The sequence below is a fragment of the Butyrivibrio sp. ob235 genome (genome assembly GCF_900109475.1).
Classification (GTDB): domain Bacteria; phylum Bacillota; class Clostridia; order Lachnospirales; family Lachnospiraceae; genus Butyrivibrio.
Genome location: NZ_FOBE01000009.1, coordinates 34,273 through 54,715, shown reverse-complemented (window position 1 = coordinate 54,715; position 20,443 = coordinate 34,273). Strand labels below are relative to the sequence as shown.

The following is a 20,443-nucleotide window of genomic DNA, read 5'->3' as shown; positions in this document are numbered from 1 at the left end:
GAAATCAGGGGAATAAGTATGAAAACAGGAATAGTAAAACGGTTAAAGGGGATTGCTGTACTTGCAGGTGCTGTGATTATGATTGGTACGTCATCAATAATCGGCAGCGCAAGAGAGTATTCACGGGAAGATGGTGTTATTACCGGTCTGGGAGCAGTTAACTCACTTACAGGAAGTGTAAGTCATGGAACGATTAGTGAAAATAATGAAAACGTAGCTGTTAAGAAATTGGTTTTTATCGCCAAAGCGGATTTAACATCTTACAGTAATCTTCCATATGAACATGAAGGTTTTGGGGTATATGATTTTTACGATAAAAATACCGATACAGTGTATGTATGCACGAGAGCAAACAACATAATTTTTGATGATCCCAGAGGAGATTTTGCAAATTTCACCAGTCTGGAAGAGATTGATTTTTCAAAGGGTAATGTAAAATTTTCGCAGAATGTGGATTCAACAAATAAAATGTTTAAGAATTGCATGAGTCTAAAAGCTGTGGATCTTAGCTGCTTTGATACTTCTAATGTAACTGATATGTCCTCTATGTTTGAAGGGTGTGTATCACTAAAAAGTATAAAGCTTGGAAACTTTAAAACCGCACGGGTAGAAAATTTTAGGAGGATGTTCTATGGCTGTGAGAGCCTTCAGAACCTATCTCTTAGGAGTTTTGATACATCTCATGCAGACTTCATGACGGAGATGTTCTCAAAATGCAGGAGCCTTACGAAATTGGATGTGTCGAGCTTTGATACCTCAGGCGTGAGAAACATGAGTCAAATGTTTGCACAGTGTAACAAACTGACTTCTTTAGATCTTAGTAATTTTGATACTGCTGCCGCAAGCTGGATGAGTCAGATGTTTGCAGGGTGTGAAAGCCTTCAGAACCTGGATCTATCTTCATTTGATACCGAGAGCACCCAAACCATACAGGGCATGTTTTATGGCTGCAGGAGTCTGAAAACTTTAAATATCAGCAGCTTTAATCTATCAAATAATAGTGATACTGAAAATATGCTAACGGGCTGCAAGGCGCTTGAAACAATTGACACTCCGCGCAAGACCATCACTGAAATAGATCTTCCCAGAGAGTTCTATCTCGACAACAACCGTGACGATAAGCCTGACGTAGATAGCAAATATTCCAAGATTCCGATTTCTGATTCATCCTGTCATTTCATTTTTAATATAAAGAAAGATGAAGTTAAAGTTGAAGAGCCTGAACCGCCGGTACCGACAGCAAAGGACGCAGCGGTGAATTTGTCCGGGATTGAATACAATACTTATTCCGATGGAAGCGCCGTTGCAACGAAGATAAATGCATCAGGGGATGTCATCATTGACAAGATTGAAGTTGACGGTTTTACATATTCTGTTACAAAAATTGCCGGGGGAGCCTGCAAGGGCAATAAAAAAATAAAATCGCTAAGCATTGGTACAGACGTAAAGAAGATAGGGAAAAAAGCATTTTCGGGATGTAAAAACCTTAAAAAGATAGCCATAAACGCCAATAAAGATCTGAAAATAGAGAGCGGTGCTTTTAAGAAGATAAATAAGAAAGCGGTTATCAAAGTTAACGGCATTAAGGGTAAAGCAAAGAAAAAGCTTATAAAGGCTTTAAAGAAGAATGCTGATGTAAAGGTTAAGTAAGAGGGAATACAGGTATGAAAAAAGTTTTAAAACATATAATGCTTGCACTGGTAATTACCTTTGCAGTTGCATTTTTAGCAGAGAATTCATTTGTATCAAAAGCAGCATCAAAAGCTAAATCTAACCAAACTCTATATGAAGGCAGAACCTTTAACGGAAACATAAAAAAGCTTGTTAAAGGTAAGGATGACAACTACACCGATTCCATTTCATTTTGCGACGAGCCTGAAAAAATGGTTTTTACTGTTAGCAGCAAAACTTTTGCAAAAATAAAAGGTTTTCCCAATACTCCTGTCGGAAATAATGTAACTGCCTATTACGACAAAGAAAACCGCGTTATTTACATTTATGCTGCTTCAACGATTTTTTTCAATTCTAATTGCGAAGATATGTTCAAACGCTTTAGATCTTTGGAATCTATCACTGATGAAGGTGCAAAAAGCATTAGTGCAAAAAATGTATCTAATGCGAGATATATGCTCCAAGAATGCTGCAGTCTTACTACATTTGATTCGAATATAATTAAAGATGCGGCTCCCAAAGATGTATTCCGCATGTTTATAGATTGTCACAGCTTAAAAAAGGCCGACCTTAGCAATATCGATCTGTCAGGGGTATCGGATATGAACGAGATGTTTCGCACCTGTTCCAAACTTGAAGAGATTACCTGGAAAAAGTTCGATACATCCAAAATAACAGATATGTCATTAATGTTTTTTGACTGCAAAGGGCTTAAAAATTTTTCATTTCCAAGCTGGTTTGAGGCTAAGAACGTAAAAGATATAGATAGTATGTTTAGTGGTTGTGCAAGTCTTGAAACCGTATATTTTGGGGGGCTTAACACATCAAATGTCACGAGTTTATGCCATATCTTTAACGACTGTAGTTCGTTAAAATCAGTTAATCTTTCACAGCTGAAAACAAAAAATGTAACGGAAATGAGCGGGCTGTTTAGCGGATGCACAAGCCTTGAGAGCGTCAGTCTGAAATCTCTTGATACCTCCAGCCTTGAATACATAACTTCTATGTTTAAAAACTGCACATCCCTAAAAAATGTGGATTTGACCGGTTTTAAGCCATCAAAGCTGCGGGGAGTTTCAAGTATGTTTAAAGGCTGTACTTCTATCGAGACAATTAACCTAAAGGAGCTCGATTTTACCGGCGTATGCAGTAACGGAAGTTATTATAATTTCGTAACAGATTGCGATAAGCTTAAAGTGATCATCTCTCCTAAAAATGTGACAAGGGCTGTTCCGCTTAAGGCAACTTTTGCTCTCGATGATAATGGGGACGGAAAGCCGGATAACGGTAAGAAATATAAGTCTTTTCCGATATCGGCAAAAAGCCACAGATTTATCAGACTGGCCGATGAAAAGAATGTTGGCGATTACAGCGGATCTGAAAAATGCCATGGTTCTGAAGAATCCCCCGGATCTGAAGAAAACAAAGTTCCTACTGTGGAAACAGCTACTGCAGGCAAGGATTTTTCAGTAGGGAACAATACCTACATCCTTAATGAAGATGGCAGTGCTACGGTTACAAAAATTGGAGCATCCGGTAAGGTTTTGATTGATACTGTCGAAACTTCCGGTAAAACCTACCCTGTCACAGCAATTGCGGATAACGCCGCTAAAGGCAATAAAAAGATCAAATCACTATCTATCGGGTCAAACGTATCCACTATAGGAAAGAATGCCTTCAAGGGCTGCAAGAAGCTTAAAGCCATAACCATCAGGGCAAATAAAAAACTTGTCATAGGAAAAGGCGCATTTAAAAAACTACCCAAGAATGCGACTATTAAGATTAAAGGGCTAAAGGGTAATGCGAAGAAGAAGCTTGTTAAGGCTGTCGCAAAGCAGACAAATGCCACTGTAAAATAGAAAGATACGTGCGCCGCAAAGAGCACATAAAAAACAGCCACTATCGTGCCTCGCACGATAAGGGCTGTTTTTCGTTTCTCCTCAATTATCTAACCTTTACACGTTTCGTATTTGACCAGTCGGAATAATAGTAGTTGCCTGATCTTCCTTCTTCAAAGGTTCTAATCTGGAAGTAATAGGTTTTATTCTTCTTAAGTTTCTTGATTGTTGCATACAGGTTATTGGTACTGCTGTAGCCTTGCGCAAAGGACTTGGTTTTAACCTTGCCCTTGAAGTTCTTGTTTGTTGAATATCGAATCTGATATCCGGTTACATCATCTACCTTCTTGAAGGTAACCTTGGCAGATTTCTTACCGGCTTTCACCTTCTTAATTGCTGTAGGTGTTACGCCTGTTCTCGCAATAGTGAACTTATATTTTGCCTTTCGACCGCCAACAATCTTGATGTAGTAAGTACCTTTAAGGAAATAGCAGTTAGCGGTTTTAAGCTCATTCCCTTTTACACTGATATCATACCAATAACTATTCAGATCATTATCTAATATATTGAAGTCGTAATAACCGGTGTTAGCTATGTAACTGATCTTATACTTATCGTTTTCCGGAATCTCGAACTTATACCAGTCATACTCATCCGTATATCCGACCGCCCCGTTTGCCTCTGTTCCAAGACTGTACATCTTGGGATTTTCATAGACATCGTCGAACTCATCTTTAAAGCCAAAGCCGGAGAACTCGGTTTTAATCTTGAAATTTTTGCCGGCTCCGTAGAAATACAAATAATATCTTCCGGCTGTTGCAGTAAAGTGCGCAACATAGGGTCTATTCGTACTTATATTCTCATACGCATCTATAAAATTGTATGAGTCGGTGTAAAATTTTTCCAAATAAGCATAATCACTGAGAATAGTAATCTTAAGATCTCCATCCTCAGGCAGATCTATTGCATAATAAGTATCGCGATACTGCGTCGTATAGCTGGCATAATCGCCTGTGTTGTACGGAATAATTATAGGATCAAGGCCATTCTCCCCTGCAGCCTTAACACTACTTACAGAAGCATCCGTCATCTGAAAAGCTGTGGCCGTTAAAATCACAGCCAGTAATAAAGAAAGATATTTAGTTACTTTTTTCATACGTCTCGTGATCCCCTTTCCCTCATCCGGCGCTGCGCTCCACCTTCCCCATGTTGGGGAAGGCAGGATTCTTTTTATCAATGCTTTACAAATTTATACTTTGACTTCTTCATGCCGGCCTTCTTTAAGCGCTTAACAGCCTTATTGAAAGTCTTTTTATCCTTGGCATGAACGTAAACCTTAGCATTTTTAACGCCTGTGAAGGCTTTTGCTCCCACTTTTGAAAGGGTGTCACCATTAATTCTTACGGTCTTAAGATTGCTGCATCCATAGAATGCTCTCTTATCAATCTTGCTTATCGGAGCATTGGCAAAATCGACTTCGCGGAGATTCTTTGCCTTATAGAAAGCTTTCTCACCTATGCTTCCGAGGTTATGTCCGCCGTCCACTTTTCGAATAGAAGTATTCTTGTAAAATGCCTTCTTGAAAATACCGATAACAGCATATTGCTGATGATACATTTCGATGGTATCGGGAATTGTCAGTGTTGTTGTATAGCTCTTGCAGGTCTTAACATCTGATGTTCCGTTTGCATAAGTGTAATAAGTAGTTTCGCCGCTTTCAAATACAGCGTCTTCCCTGTAGTCGGGTGTGTATTCAAACTCTGCTGCATTACTTATGCGCATGCTCCAGATTCCGTTATCTGTGGATCCGATAATTGTGCCCGTTGCAGGATCGATGAAGCCTGTCAGTTCTACGAATGACCAATTTGAAACACCGTCTTCACTTGCAGGATACTCAATCCACTCATATCCCTGAATGTTGAAGGTTGCAAGTGCCTCATCGTAAGTTCCCTTGAAGTAGTATTTGGCTGTTGCTCCGTACTGTGAATCTGCCTTTGATGAAGGAAGCATTCTGTTGACGCCCTGAATTATACCGCCGGCAAGATGTGTTATATGTGTCTTAAGGTTTCTTCTTACAACAGTTGATCCGCTGGATCCGTCATATTCACCTGTCCAGTACTCAGCAACCTTTGTGGCCGGAACTGCCGTTTCAACATAGTTAGCAGAAGTGTGGCTGATAGTGAAAGGTCTGTCTGTTGCGCCATCCATCGTACCACTGATTGTTTTCTTTGAATCACCGAAAGTTCCGACGAAAGTGCCAAACCCAAAATTACTGGGATTGTGACGCCATTTTTCACCTTCGAATCTTATCTCACCTTCTGAATCGATAGAGCCTTCGAAGTAGTAGTTTCCATTTCTGTTGTCATCGATTGATGCTGTTCCGGAAAACTTACCGTTCTTTGAATACCTGTTAACATTTAGCGTGATTTTTCTGTCGATTTTAGTACCCGAGTTGGTCCCGGTATAAGTCCCGGTCCAGGTGCCAAGCATATCTTTGTCTGTTACTGAGATTGTTGAATTCGCCGCGTTTACACTGCCTTTAGAGAACACAAGAAAAAGGCACACGACTGTTAGAAGTAGTGCTTTGAGTGATTTCTTCATAGATTCTTTCCCCTTAGAATTATATTTTTTACCGCAGAAAGCGGCGTCCCCTCAAGGAAAGATTATAACAAAAAAAAGATATGTTTGCATGGGAAGTTTCGTCACATTGAGCCTATTTTTCTTTTTTTAACAGCCTCATCTTAAACGCTCTGATCCTTGCTCCGTACCTGCTGGACATCAGAAGTCCCGCAAACATCATACCAACTGCCATACCCTGCATCAGAGAAGTAATGATTCTTACCAGATGATATTCATTATAAATCGCAGAATCCACAAGTATCATATATGCCATAATAAGAAGCATTCCTATGGCATTACATATACGTATGCGCTTGTTGTACTTCTCATTCTCTGTATTTGTGTAATCTACTGCCTGTAAAACCGTGTCCTTTACTTCTTTATCCATATTCTCGCTTTTCCTTTCTCCATTGAGGATTTCCCGAAGATCAACTTCGTAATAGTCGGAAAGTTCTATTAGAAGATCAATATCCGGCATATTATTTCCGTTTTCCCAACGAGATACTGTTCTGCTTGAGACTCCAAACTGTTCTGCAAGCTGTTCCTGGGTAAGACTCTTACCCTTTCGAAGCTCTTTTAAAAAGCTTCCGATCTTTTGCTGATCCATATTATTTTGTTTCCTCCTTCTGAAAAAATCCTATCAATTATGCCTTGGTGCGAACACGACATAAAGCGAGAAAAATGTCATTTTCGCAACCCGACACACCTTGTCCACCTCAGTATTTATCGATGTTTTCATGTTTATTGCTATTTTCTGTGATTGTGTTCTTTATTGGCCAATAATAACGGAATTAGTGTCATCAGCAAAATGACAACTCCCGCCAGAAACAGTGTATTAGTGGGGAGATACTCCGTGAAACCGTATTCGTCCACAAATTCTCCGCTGGTCTTGATGATTGGATTGGAAATAAGTGGTGCTACAACCATTGGAATCAGAACGTAGAAAATAATGCGGATTCCTTCGAACTGTCCTCTGGCATCTTCCGGGTACAGACGCTTGGACCATACTGTAATGGTCTGCAGGAAAAGGATATAACCGATGCCCACAAACAGTACCCCCGCCAGAAGATGCGGATTCCAGATTGTGGCGGGATTTACATTTGAAGGTGATACGAATAGTCCGATGATAAAAAGTCCTACTGCGTTAAGGATTACTGCCACTAATATCAGAAGCGACGATCTGTCGTCGCGAATAAGCCTGATGGCAGGGATTGCGGAAAACATCGCAATAAGAAGTCCAACACCCTCGATAAGTCCCATCATATCTGCAGTAAAGCCCAGATAATAGATCATGAAATTACCAAGATGAGAAAAGTAAACATTGAAGGAAATGAAGTAAACTGCCAGCATCAGGTTTACAAATACCAGCTCTCTGTGCTGCAGGTATTCTTTGACATTAAATATTGAAAAGAACTGTTTTGAAAAAGAACCTTTCTTTGAGGGCTTAAGACTTTCCGCATCCTTCATGCCAAAAAGGGATACGATTCCCAACAGGATTACCAGAAGGCCGATAACAACGAAGAGTCTCATATAATTATCATCAGCGCCTACCAAAAGTCCGCCCATGACGGTTCCTGCTATGGTTCCGATAACAGGCTGGACAGCCAGGGCCGCACCGACAGAGCCTGAATTTTTTTCATTCATGTGGTCGTTAATCCAGGCATTGAAGCCTATGTCATTACCCATGGATCCAAAGAAGCTCATGATGGCATCCGCAGCGATAACTGCAAAGGCAACACCTACAAATGCCATTTCATCCCCGTTTCCATGCTTCATGAACTGTGTGGTTCCAAAGAGTATGGTGAACACGCCCCAGAGGATATAGCCTATAGCAACCAGTTTTTTTCTGTTTCCAATTCTGTCTGAAATACAGCCAAAAAGGAATGTAGATATAGTTGTGGCGGTGGCAGATATGGCCAGCATCCATGAGATTATGGTGGGATCCTTGGCTATTTTTGCGTATACGAAGGTGTTAAACCACTGATTTTCCATGTTCCAACACAGCTGTCCTGCAAGCCCCAGAAGCCATACCAATAGCCAGAAACCAAGCGTGCTGTTTTTTCCATCCTTACTCATACCGTTCTCCCCCTACCATATTTTTCTATATCTATGATACCCTAATTTAGGGTAAAAAGTTGCCACTTCTTAGTTCTCGTAAATATTTGTAGCTTTTTTGCACTTTGGTATACATTTTAGACGGATTTATACACTTTACCAAGGGTATTATTTACTTTTCCGTTGATATTATCCCTGGTATTCCAATGGCTTAATCAAAAAGAGCGGCACACTAAATATTAGTGCACCGCCTCGTTTTTCGCATTCAGCTCATAATTCTTATTTTATTTTCACACTCTTGGAGAGCCCCTTCTTAGTAAAGATCTTTCCGTAGCTCTTCTTCATTTTTGCAGGAACCTTGATTGTAGCGTTACTGCTAACTCCTGAAAATGCCTTGCCCGCAACTGACTTCTTCGTGAGCTTTGTAGACTGAATTTTAATAGTCTTAAGGCTGGAGCATCCCTTGAAAGCATTTGCTCCGATAGATTCAATGTTGGATCCGAGAGTTACCGTTTTAAGCTTGCTGCAACCCTTGAAGGCCTTGGAGCTGACAGCTGTTACTGTGTAGGTAACATCGTCAACGGTTACGGTCTTCGGAACTGTGACTCTTGTAGCCTTCTTGTCAGTGAGTCTCTCGAAGGTTACTGTAGGAGTAGCCTTATCATCGGAAGTTACTCTGAATCTCTGTCCACGTCCAAATGCAAATGCGCTTCCGCGTCCCTTTGCTTCCTTACCGCTTAATATCTTGTCAGTTTCGGGTCTGTGAATTTTATCAGGATCTATCTGTGATTTATCTTCTACCCATTCTGCATAAAGAGTAAAGCTGTTATGTACCGGTTTTGAAAAATCGTAGCCTTGTGTGCATGCTTTATCAGTATACCATCCACCAAAGCCATATCCTCTGGGGTAATTGCTTATACTGATTTGATGCGCACATCTTCCGTCAGCAATCTGCTGAGGCTTGGGAGCAGTTACATTCTGACCATTCATATCAAAGGTAACCGTGTAAACCGGACGGGATGCATCAAATCTAACCGTCTTCGCATCCTTGGAATCACCACCCATAATTGTGTAGAATGGATCACCGCTTTGACTCTTGCCGAAGCTGTATCTTTCTGGTTCGAGAATAGCCACAGTATCTGCGACATTAACGCTCCTTTGCTTACCACCGTAAATAGCACACTGACCAGCTTTTATCGTTGTTAATCCGCCCTGAATATCAATAAGTCCTGCGCTTGTTTTAAAGCCATAGGCTTTCGCATCAATATCAACTATTCCATTGTTTATCGTAACTCCGGATCCTCCGAAAATGCCTATATCTGTATCTTTAATGGTAAGCTTTGTATTCTTGCCATCAACCTTTACGCCCATTGCTGAGAAAATACTTGTATTTGCACCACTAATACGAATATCACCGTCAATGGTTACATTCCCCAAATAACTGTAAATCGGATATGCATTGGCGTCTCTGGCAACAATATCAGCATCTCCTACAATCCTGATTGGCATACCTGTATAAATAAATGATTTAACACTATTTACAGTCTCGCTGTCCTGATAAATTCCAAACCATCCGTCAAGGTTAAGGGTATTATTTGCCGGATCAAATGATACTTTGCCATTAGCATTTACCGGAATATTATCCATATTAAGAGTTGTTACTCTGGTACCGTCAACCCAAAGGTTATACTGCTTACCCTTGTTCCACTTTGCATAGAGAGTTATACTTCTTTCTACTTTAGTATTAAAATCATATTCTTCACCATCTCTGCAGTCTCTTGAGGTATACCACCCACCAAAGAAATATCCTTCCCTCGTAGGATCTTCGGGACGATCAAATGTGCTTCCTTTGGGCCTACCATTCCAAGATGTTTGTTTTGAATTAAAGCCCAATTGTTCATTAGTGTCAAATGTTACATAGCATATGCTATCTTGACCCATAACAAGATCAAGATCATAGGCATAAAGGCGATCCAGCTCACCTTCTTCATGCTTCAGCTTTACTATTGTCGAATAATCTCCATAGGTACCAACTCTTCCCTGTATAGGCTTATTCAGAGTATAACCATAAGCTAAGAAAAGACCGCCTTTTCTAGCCTTTACTGCCATACCTCCATTGCAGGCCATCTTATATGTACCTCCAAATAAGCAGACATCCCCCCAAGATGAATAAATGCCGTCTGAATAGCCCTCAATATTAATTGAGCCATTATTGACACATACTCCAAACAATCCATAGATGGCTGCCGAATCTTGTGGTGTTTTCGTAATTGTGATTTTTGTATTTTCTCCGTCAATAGTAATCTTTTGTCCTGCAAATAGTGCGCCATTACCGCCTTCAAAAGAAAAATTACCTTGAATATCCAGATATGATTCTGTTGATATCGCTGTAACATCATCTTCATTTTTGAGGTTTAATTCAGCGTTTCCTCTGATTTTCAGCGGTAATTTGGAATAAATCTTGGAACGTGTTCCATTATGCATAGTGTTCCCGTCAATTCTATAAACCTCATCCAAATACAGAGTATTTGTGTCCGGATCAAAATATGAATGTGTTTTGCGAGTAAATGGACCAACCACAATATCACTAAGGTCATTGCAATTCTCACTGGTTATCTTAGTTGCGCCAATCCACAAATCATATTCGGTTACTGCGTGTACCTTTGTCTTCACACCCGCGAGTACAAGCAGCGTCATGCACAGCATGAACAGCCATTTTGACAATCCTGTTAATAGTTTCCTTTTCTCCATTCTCTTTTCCCCCTTGTGGAATTTTATTTCATAGAACACGCTTTAAATTGTAATAAAATAACAAAAATTCCACTACCGCCATTTGGGGGTATTTTCAATATGAGTACTCTTTATCTTACCAATCATCTATGGCCATTTCTTTTTTACATTCTTTTTATTTGGGTGCTCAAAAAAATACGGACGATAATGCCTTTTAATAACATACCGTCCGCAAGTACAACAATTTTTCCTACTTCCTATAGATTTATTGTATCCATTTTCCGCCAGTACAATAAATCCAACTAATTCTTATATATTTGTTGTCAATAGTTTTTGTAAATACAATAAATCCGAATGATTCTTCTTGATTTGTTGTTGCGCCATTTTTTATAAACAACAAATCAGGCGGATTTTCTTGATTTGTTGTTACTCCAATTTTTATATACAACAAATCCGACGGATTCCTCTTGATTTGTTGTTACTCCATTTTTTATGTACAACAAACCACATACAATTTCGCTGATTTATTGTCTGGGCCGGCAGAATCTTCATCGTAGAATCTTCTTCGCAGAATCGTCTTCTAAAAATCTTCTTCGTAGAATCATCATCCTTGCAGCCCTCTTTGCTCTTATAGTCTGCATTCCCACTTCAAGAATAATAGATATACGAGTGCCTTCACATCACATTTATATTGATCCGGCACTTACCGATTTCTTCCTTGATTCGGTTCTTCATCTGTTCCGAGACAGTTCTGACCTCGTCATAGGTCATATCCGGGCGAAACTGCAGGCCGATATCTATGTGCTTGTACTTGCCGTTAACTCTGCTGTTTACGTCGCCGAGAAGTTCATAGGAATCGTAGAATTCGTTCAGCACCTTCACTATCTTGAGCTGGCTCTCCTCGTCTATAGTGAGGTCCGCCAGTTCCATGAAGGCTTCACGAATATGGCCGTAGATTATTATTGAAAACGGGATGGCCATGATTATGCAGACGATCGGGGGAAAATAGTATATCCAGGATTCCTTGCTGAAAACAAGGCTTATGGCAAGCGTCAGAATTGATACGAGATCAAATCCAAACTCCTTCTGGGCACCAATGTATGCGGTGTGCAGCATCCTGCTGTGCTCCTTCTTGGAGAGTTCTTTTTCCCTGAAAAACACAAAGATATCGATAAGAACGCCGACAATGCTGACTATGAGCGCAAATACCAGAAATTCCTCCTCCTGTTCCCGCTCTATTAGTTTTCTTACTGAAAAGAACACCACACAGAAAAGACCTGCCATGTCGAACATCTCACAGCTAAGTGCGGAAATTGCCTCAACCTTACCGGTGCCGTAATTGAATCTGAACTTCAGATTTTTTTGAAGTTTTTTGGAAATAATAAAGAGTATAAGGCTCGGTAGGAGCACACTCAGGTTCTCAATGAATTCCATCCACAGGACCATGTAATCACTGGCCATAGCTGCAATGAAAGAAGCTATTGTGCCGGGAATTCTGTAAAGAGTGAGCATGAGTGCAATTTTTTCCTGCCGTACCAGTACTTCATTTTTCATGTTTTCCCCTCATCCGTCAGCTGCGCTGACACCTTCTCCAAAAGGAGAAGGCATTATCAATCGTCGAGTTTCATGCCGTTGATGCTAAGGTCGAAGCCCTCGCGGACGCTCTTCTCGGCGTATTTGATACCCTGTCTAACGCCCTTCTTGGCGCTCTCTCCAAGTTCCTTCGCGTTCTCGGAAAACTCCTTTACTCCCTCGGGAAGGCTCTCCTTGAACTCCTCAAGGTTCTCTTTGAAGTCTTCCTTGAAGTCATCGAAGTTCTCCTTCATTCCGCCGTAGATGTTGCGCGGGATGTCGAAGATGTGCTCGGTACCCTTGACTATCATTGATGCCGACTCGAGGAAGTAGTCCGAGCTCTGCTTCTTTCTTCGAGGAAGTGTTCCGTCCGCGACCATATCCCTGATCACGCCGTATCTCTCATAAGCTGCGTGCACGGCATCCTCCCAGGAGATATAAATCTCATCCATCGCATGCTGACCGGCGTCTCTCATTGTGTCATGTTTATCGGACAGTTCTTCCAGGAGTCCGGCCATAGATTCGGCAGTCTCCTCGATCAGATATCCGTTTCTCGCATGAGTGATTCCCTCTGCTGCGCAGGATCCCTTTATTAGCACGCTGGCAAGTCCGCAGGCTGCTGCCTCTCTGACAACGATTCCATTGGTGTCGTATACGGAAGGAAACAGGAACAGGTCTGCTCTGGTATTCCAGGCACGAAGCATCTCTCTGTCGTGTATAGGTCCTGTAAAAATAACCTTGTCAGTTATTCCATACTCCTTCACCTTCGCCTGCATCTCTTCAAGGTCCGCACCGCCGCCGACAAATACCATGCGGTAATCCACATTCTTCTCACTCAGGATTTTGAGTGCATCTATGATAAGCGGCAGTCCCTTGTACTTCATCATTCTTCCGACAAAAAGAAATACCGGAAGTCCCTCTGGAAGGTCGTACCCGGAAGTTACTTCTTTTACCTTATCCTCTGAGACTCTCCCCTTAGGAAAATCGACGCCGTTATTCATAACGCGAAGTTCGCCCTCGTATCCCAGCGAACGAAGATTATCTCCCGCACCTTCGGATACCACCCAGACTTCGTCACAAGCGGATATATTTTTAACCATAGCCTTCACGGTCTCATTTTTAAGAAAGCCCTCTCCGACTGCTCTTGCAATATCGACATCAAACTTGGTGTGATAGGTAAAGATGATCGGCGCGCCGGTCTCGTTCTGCAGTATCCTCGCAATAATTGTGGAAGCTGCAGGACAGTGCGTGTGAATGATGTCCGGCCCGAACTCAGCCATCTTCATGATCTCGCGCATCGCCAGAGGATTCCCCGTGCGGTAGCCCGCCACAAGATCTGTGGTATCAAGGCTGCTGTAGGGAATGACCTCGTAAGGATATCCCTCATAGCTCGCGTCAGGGTATCTGGGAGTCCCGACAACAACTTTTGCCCCTATATCATTCGTAAAAATTCTTCCGTAGTTCATGACCACGTTAGCCACGCCGTCAATAACTGGCGGAAACGAGTCATTAAGTAAACAAATATTCATACACCCCTCCTGTTTTATATTGAAAATCCCGGAATTGCCGGCATATTCATCAAAATAATTCTCATCGTAATTTATGTGATATAATGTAGTAGTCAAAACCACCTGCAAACAAATCTGTATGCATTTTCAGCCTTTTGACAATATATATTGTATTACTTTTTGGGAGGATTATATAGTGAGTTTTAAAATAGTTACGGATACATCCTGCAACCTTCCTTTGCGGATCCTTGAGCCTGAGGATATCAAGCAGGTTCCTTTTTCATACTATCCGAAGGACAATGAGGATGACATCCGTCAGTGCTTTGATATAGAGAATTTTGATGGAAAGGGCTACTACGAGAGCATTAAAAATGGCCTTCTCTGCAACACTACCCAGCCCTCACCGCAGTACTACTACGATATAATGTCTGAATATGCCAAGGAAGGCTACGACTGTCTCTACGTCGCAATGTCATCAGGAATAAGCGGCGCTTACAACACTTCGCTTATCGCAAAGGATATGCTGGAGGAGGAATTCCCGGACAGAAAATTCTACATGCTTGACACCAGGGCCGCATCTCTCGCCGAGGGCATCATTGTCATGAAGGCTATAGAGTACAGAAAGCAGGGCCTTTCAATAGATGAAGCTTATGAAAAGCTGACCTACGATTCAAAATGCGTATATCAGATTTTCACGGTGGATTCCCTTCGTCATCTCCAGAGAACAGGTCGTCTCTCCAACGCAGCGATGATCATAGGAACCGTACTTAATATAAAGCCCATCCTTCGCGGCAATGAATTCGGTAAGATCATCAATTTTGATAAGGTTCGCGGAAACAAGAAAGCAATTCAGGCAATGGCGGAAGTCTACGATAGAATTGTCAAGGATGCCGGCTCCCAGACAGTGTGCATAGCCCACGCCGACAACGACGCCGACACTGCTTACCTGATAGAGCTTCTTAACAAAAACAATCCTCCGAAGGAGATTCTCTCCGTCATGTACGAGCCCGTAACCGGCACCCACGTCGGTCCCGGAACCGTAGCACTCTTCTTCATGGGTGACGAGGACTGTCGGTTTAAACAATGAAATATAGCGCCCCTCATCCGTCAGCTTCGCTGCCACCTTCCCCCTTGGGGGGAAGGCAAAAGACAAAAGCCTTCCCCTTGGGGGCGCTCGACGTCCAGGGGACGTCGGTCCAGCGCGGACCGGAGCGGAGCGTAGACAGGTGGCACGAAGTGCCGGATGAGGGGGCGCTATTTTTTTTACATATTCTCACTCAAGTATATCTGAACTCTGTTCTGGATGACATCTGCAACTTCCTCGGCGGTCTTCTGACCTTCGTAGAAGGCTCCGGCCTCCTCAGAAATGATGTTGTTTACGGTATCCTCATAGACCATCGTCCTTGTTACTGACTTGATGAAGTCCACAAGTTCAGTGGTCTCTTCCTTGGAAAGCTCAGTAATCTCCACCTCTGTATCTCCTACGCTCCAAAATTGTGACGTCTCCTGCTTTTTGCCCTGCGCATCGATATAATAAGGTTTCTCCTGAGCCTTGGCTGCAAGAGCCTCGAGAGCATCTTCCCTTGAAGGGAATCCCCACTCAATCTTCTTCTGATATTCATCCGATAAAAATGACTTCATGAACTCCCAAGCTACATCCTTGTGTTTGCAGTCGTTGTTCATAGCGATCTGAAGATTTGTGGAGATGAAGGATTCTCCTCCGTCGGTTGTAGGAAAACCGTTAAATACAATATCTTCCCCAAAGTATCCCTTTTTCAGAACCTGATAGTCATCAAAAGAGCTTATGTAGTATTCAAAAAGAAGTGACTTATTCTCTCTGTAGAATGAGTCAAAGTCCTCGTAGTCGTAGCCCGTCCCCTCCATATCTTCGGGAAGCTGCTTTACAAGATTAAGAAGATCTATGAATTCGGGCGTGTCGAAATTGCAGGTGCCGTTTTCATAATCAACAAAGGTACTGCCGACTGTGGAATAGAGCTCGGCGGCTGATGCTCTGTTCATAGAGCCCATTCCGAGCTTGGGATCAATCCCATTATTCTTACATACATCCGTGTAATTCTTAAGCGTTACTCCGTCATTCCCCGCTTTCTTTTTTGAAGCAACGCATGTATCAACGTAAAATGAAGGAATTACACTGTACATCTTACCGTTTATCCTGGTTGCATCAAGAATGTTCTGCAGAAAATCGGAAGTGTTAACATCCTGATCAGCCTCAAAATAAGGATCGAGCGGCTCGAGTGCGCCCTTCTCAGCGTAGCTTTCGATAGGCATGTTGTAATCTAATACCAGCATATCAGGTCCCTGACCCTGAGTGAGTGCCAGACCGATTTTCTTTACGGTATCGCTGTAAGCTTCTGCATCGTCCTCTGTATCGTCCTCTGTGTAATCAACAATTTTTATCTTATACTTGTCGTTAGACTTGTTGAACTGTACAACCTGTTTTCTGACTGCTTCCGGCACAAAGGTTGTTCCGATCGTAAGAATCTCTTTGTCAGTAACTTCGGACGGCTCCACCTTGTTCATACAGGCGAGTTTGCCATATCCGTAATCAGTACTATTTATCACAAAGAGCTTTCCCTCGCCGGCTTCAGCAATATAACTGATGTATTCTGTCATTATATCCGAGGCAGTAAAATCGCAAATGAGCGTTGTCTTCTCATCCCCAAGATTGAATGCCTCGATGTTACCGCGATCCGAGGTATAAAAATCATAAGAATTTCCGGCATACAGACTGGATGCATAAATGTTGTCGGGAAGCGATACATCCTTATCAAAAGTCCCTGTCTGCGGATTATATTTATTCAGGATGCTTCTGCTGTTATCATCCCATTCATCCTCCGAGAGATAGACAGTGCCGTCTTTTGATGCAAAGAGACTGCCGTAATAATAGTCGTCGTTCTTATCTCTTGTTGTGATATGCTTTCCCTCACCGGTTTTCATATCATAGAGCGAAATATTACCGTTGCAGCAGGTCATGACGCCCTCGCCCTTAACAAAGACTAAAGACTGAACGTATTCCTTTAAGTCTTCCTCCAGAAGCTCGACATCAAAAAGCACCTCGCCTGCAGGTGACAGCTTAACAAGATGGTAGTCGGAAGAGGTCTCCTCATCCTGTGAATCCTCTGATGACTCCTCCTCTTCTTCATCATTACAGACGCTCTTAATAATATAGATGTTCCCATCTTCATCACAGGTCATGTTGTCGAAGTAGGAATTGTCATCATCACCGATCTCGATTTCTTCTGCCTCACCGGTCTCGAAGGACACCTTGAAAAGTTTGTTTGTCTCCGATTCTTCTCCGTATGTGGTTGCAAGCACATATAAACCGTCTTTTGTGGTGCAGCATTTGTTTACGCCGTAGTCACCCTCCATCGGAAGTTCCATATCATCCATGGTAAAAATATGGTCCTTGTCAATCTGTGCCTTAGTCTGCACAGTATCCTTAGGAGCATCCTCCTTCTTTTTGCCGCAAGCACATAAAAAAGCCATAGAGCATACCATGCCTATGGCGATACCCCTTCGTATAGCATACTTATTCATACCGTTTCCTCCAAAGTTAGTAATTCATATGTTGTAATATATTGAAGTGGCGGTCCCCTCATCCGGCACTTCGTGCCACCTGTCTACGCTCCGCTCCGGTCCGCGCTGGACCGACGGTCTACGTTCCACTCCGGTCGTTGCTAAGCACTCGTCCCCCGGACGAGTAGCAACCCTGGACGTCGAGCGCCCCCAAGGGGAAGGCTTTAATATTTCCATTCCCCCAAGAGGAAGGCTTTAAATGCTTCTTATACTATATCAAAAAATGCCTCCCCTGTCAGAGATTTCCGTCGCACTCCTCAAGTGCTTTGATATATATGTTCTCGTCCGTGACGCCCTCATCGCTTCTAAGGGCCATACCCACATTGACCATAACGGTGACGTTATTGCCGTCGACAGCATTGATTCCCTCAACGTTTTTCTTCACCTCACCGGCTAAATATTCCAGCGCTTCCCTGGTCTTGACGTAAGTAAGTATCGCGAAGTAGCTCTCCTTCGTCCTTGCAACAGCGCAGGTCTGTCCGGTAACTTTAACGATCTTCCGGCCTATCTCAAAGAGAAGCTTATTAGATACATCCTGGCCATAGGTTGACAGTATTCGCTGATACTTTGTGTTTCTAAGAAGGATTAGTCCGTAGTTTTTACCCTTATCCGCATGTTGAACGGCATACTCCGTCGTACTTATGAAAATACCTTTCGCATTCATAAGTCCGGTTACGCTGTCCACATTTGAAGGAATGGCAATCTTTTCAAGCCTGTAGAGCTCCTCGTCCCTATCCTGGAAAAAGCCCACCAGACCAACTATCTCACCATTTCTGTAAATCGGCATCTTTTGACAGGTGATCTCATGCACAACTCCTGAGACAATGCACTGTCCCTGAACGTCAATCACCTTCGCACCGTTTTCCAGAACGTCAAACTCATCGTTCATATAAGGGGCTTCATCAACATGCCACTGCATGTCCTCGTCGGTTTTTCCGACTATTTCTTCAACAGATCTAAGACCGTAAAAATCGAGGAATGACTGGCTCGCACCAAGAAATCTGCGATTTTTGTCCTTCCAGAAAAACTTGATGGAAGAATCCCATATCATATTTTCCCAGAGCTCAGAGTATGTTATTGCTCCGCTGTCAGCAAGATACTTATCGACAAGTGAGCGCGCAGAAGCTGTGAGACCATCCAGTATCTTGGATATCTCATCGGGTACTGTCTTATAACAAATAAGAAACTCATTTCCTCCGGCTCCCGGAACCATCATGACGATCACGTTTTTCCTCTTGAAGGTTCCATCAGGCTGTTTAATTCTGAATATTTTCTCAATGTATCCCTTTTTGCTGCTCTCCACCCTCTCCCTTAAAGTCTCAATATCCATGAATTTTAAGAAATCCTGTCTCTCGGGAGCGTAAATGACCGACTCTACGAAAAGGTTGATAGCCTTCTTCATATCGGAATAAACATAGGTGGCACTATCAAGATACTTAAATCTCCCCAGCAGAGGTGCTATGATATTGGTCTCAATATTTACCAGATCAACCACCTCAAACAGACGATTCAGTTCCCTGATCTTGCTGTCGAGTCTGTCTCTCTCGCTGGTATTCTGGTCGAGTGTTATGTTTATAATCGAGCCCTTAATTATATGATGTCCGTTATGCGATGCGAGGCACTTAGCCCTGAAACGCAGATAGTATCCGTTATCTGTGTAATAAAAAGTCTCAATATTTGAGCTTTTCTCTATGGTATTTGCGAACTCCCTGTATTTTCCAAGAAGCGGTGTGCCCGGTGAATATAGTTTTCTGTCAATTTCCTCGGGAGTCGTTTCGCCCTCAAAGTCATGAAATACCTGTTCCAAATAAGCCTTATTCACAAATAAAGTATGGAAAGTCTCGCCGTCATCCTCGATTATTTCAAGCGGAATATCCGTATCCTTTACATGAATGCCGGCAATTTCATAAAAATGTCTCCACTCACGCCTTTCAATCTTAACGCTCTTTTCTCCAAGAAGTGTCAATGTATCCTCTATGGGTCTTGGCTTTCCGAAATAGTAGCCCTGGATCTGCTCACAGCCGATGTTTCTGAGAAATTCGAACTGTTCCTTTGTCTCAACGCCCTCTGCCAGCGTTTTAATTCCTATGTCTTTGGCCATAGCCACGGTCGAGCGCAAAATCGCCTTGGATTTCTCGGTAAAAGATGTAAGGAAGTTCATATCGATTTTCAGCATGTCAAAATCGTAGTCCTTCAGGAGGTTAAGCGAAGAGTATCCACTTCCGAAGTCATCCATCCAGATTTCGTAGCCCGCTTTTCTGAACTTATCTATGACATCATGAAGAGAGCCCTCATCCGATACGAAGACGCTCTCTGTTATCTCAATATGAATATAATCTCTGGGAATGTCATAATCCTTAATCGCATTTTCCACAGACTCGAACATGTCACACATCACAAAATCCAGGCGTGAAAAGTTGATGGAAACAGGAACCACCGGCAACTTGTTTGCAATGCGTTCGCTCAATATCCTACAGACTTCCCTCACCACATAGGCGTCCAGCTTGTAGATGAGTTTATTGTCCTCCAATGGCTTTATAAACCTGAAGGGCGCAAGCATTCCCCACTGTGGATCATTCCATCTCGCCAGAGCCTCCATACCACAGAGCCTTCCCGTGAGCGCACGAATAACAGGCTGGAAGTATACTTCTACCCAGCCCTGCTCCAAAGCGGTATCAAATTTGCTTATGACATGCTCTGTGATTTGTTTTTCCATGATAATATTTTAGCTGATTTATTGCTAAAAATTATCGACTTTAGATATTCTTACCGAATTTTAGAGATATTTAAGAGATTCCCCTCATCCGGCACTTCGTGCCACCTGTCTTCGCTCCGCTTCGGTCCGCGCTGAAC

12 protein-coding genes are annotated in these 20,443 nt (G+C 42.5%); 3 read left to right on the top strand and 9 right to left on the bottom strand.

The window, feature by feature from the left end:
• Positions 1 to 18 precede the first annotated feature (18 nt).
• The gene (locus BMW61_RS08770) at positions 19 to 1,650 is read left to right on the top strand and encodes a BspA family leucine-rich repeat surface protein (protein WP_175475144.1); all 1,632 of its coding nucleotides are present in this window, start codon (positions 19 to 21) and stop codon (positions 1,648 to 1,650) included.
• A 14-nt stretch (positions 1,651 to 1,664) separates the two neighbouring features.
• The gene (locus BMW61_RS08765; protein WP_091821065.1) at positions 1,665 to 3,530 is read left to right on the top strand and encodes a BspA family leucine-rich repeat surface protein; all 1,866 of its coding nucleotides are present in this window, start codon (positions 1,665 to 1,667) and stop codon (positions 3,528 to 3,530) included.
• Positions 3,531 to 3,615: 85 nt separating this feature from the next.
• Here BMW61_RS08765 and BMW61_RS08760 read toward each other — a convergent pair whose 3' ends face one another.
• The 7 genes from BMW61_RS08760 to BMW61_RS08730 form a co-directional block, all read right to left on the bottom strand.
• Positions 3,616 to 4,665, bottom strand: coding sequence for a fibronectin type III domain-containing protein (locus tag BMW61_RS08760; RefSeq protein WP_091821063.1), 1,050 nt, complete (start codon positions 4,663 to 4,665; stop codon positions 3,616 to 3,618).
• Between the two features lie 77 nt (positions 4,666 to 4,742).
• A complete protein-coding gene (locus BMW61_RS08755) occupies positions 4,743 to 6,110 on the bottom strand; it encodes a leucine-rich repeat protein (RefSeq protein ID WP_091821061.1) in 1,368 nt (455 codons plus the stop codon).
• Positions 6,111 to 6,222: 112 nt separating this feature from the next.
• Positions 6,223 to 6,735, bottom strand: a complete 513-nt coding sequence (locus tag BMW61_RS08750; RefSeq protein WP_022761524.1) for a helix-turn-helix domain-containing protein — start codon at positions 6,733 to 6,735, stop codon at positions 6,223 to 6,225.
• Positions 6,736 to 6,875: 140 nt separating this feature from the next.
• A complete protein-coding gene (locus tag BMW61_RS08745) occupies positions 6,876 to 8,204 on the bottom strand; it encodes an MFS transporter (protein ID WP_091821059.1) in 1,329 nt (442 codons plus the stop codon).
• A 258-nt stretch (positions 8,205 to 8,462) separates the two neighbouring features.
• Positions 8,463 to 10,934 carry an InlB B-repeat-containing protein gene (locus BMW61_RS08740; protein WP_091821057.1) on the bottom strand — a complete coding sequence of 824 codons (2,472 nt, stop codon included), beginning with the start codon at positions 10,932 to 10,934 and terminating at the stop codon, positions 8,463 to 8,465.
• A gap of 654 nt (positions 10,935 to 11,588) precedes the next feature.
• Complete coding sequence (locus tag BMW61_RS08735) at positions 11,589 to 12,467, bottom strand: cation diffusion facilitator family transporter (RefSeq protein ID WP_091821055.1); 879 nt, start codon at positions 12,465 to 12,467, stop codon at positions 11,589 to 11,591.
• 56 nt (positions 12,468 to 12,523) lie between these two features.
• Entirely contained in the window at positions 12,524 to 14,014 is a 1,491-nt protein-coding gene (locus BMW61_RS08730) for a glycosyltransferase (RefSeq protein ID WP_091821053.1), read from the bottom strand.
• A gap of 175 nt (positions 14,015 to 14,189) precedes the next feature.
• Here BMW61_RS08730 and BMW61_RS08725 point away from each other — a divergent pair, with 175 nt between their 5' ends.
• Entirely contained in the window at positions 14,190 to 15,080 is an 891-nt protein-coding gene (locus BMW61_RS08725) for a DegV family protein (protein WP_022761520.1), read from the top strand.
• Between the two features lie 176 nt (positions 15,081 to 15,256).
• Here BMW61_RS08725 and BMW61_RS08720 read toward each other — a convergent pair whose 3' ends face one another.
• Both BMW61_RS08720 and BMW61_RS08715 read right to left on the bottom strand, forming a co-directional pair.
• Positions 15,257 to 17,551, bottom strand: coding sequence for an ABC transporter substrate-binding protein (locus BMW61_RS08720; protein ID WP_091821051.1), 2,295 nt, complete (start codon positions 17,549 to 17,551; stop codon positions 15,257 to 15,259).
• A gap of 274 nt (positions 17,552 to 17,825) precedes the next feature.
• Positions 17,826 to 20,306 (bottom strand): EAL domain-containing protein, encoded by a 2,481-nt coding sequence (locus BMW61_RS08715; protein WP_091821049.1) that lies wholly within the window; start codon positions 20,304 to 20,306, stop codon positions 17,826 to 17,828.
• Between the last annotated feature and the right edge of the window lie 137 nt (positions 20,307 to 20,443).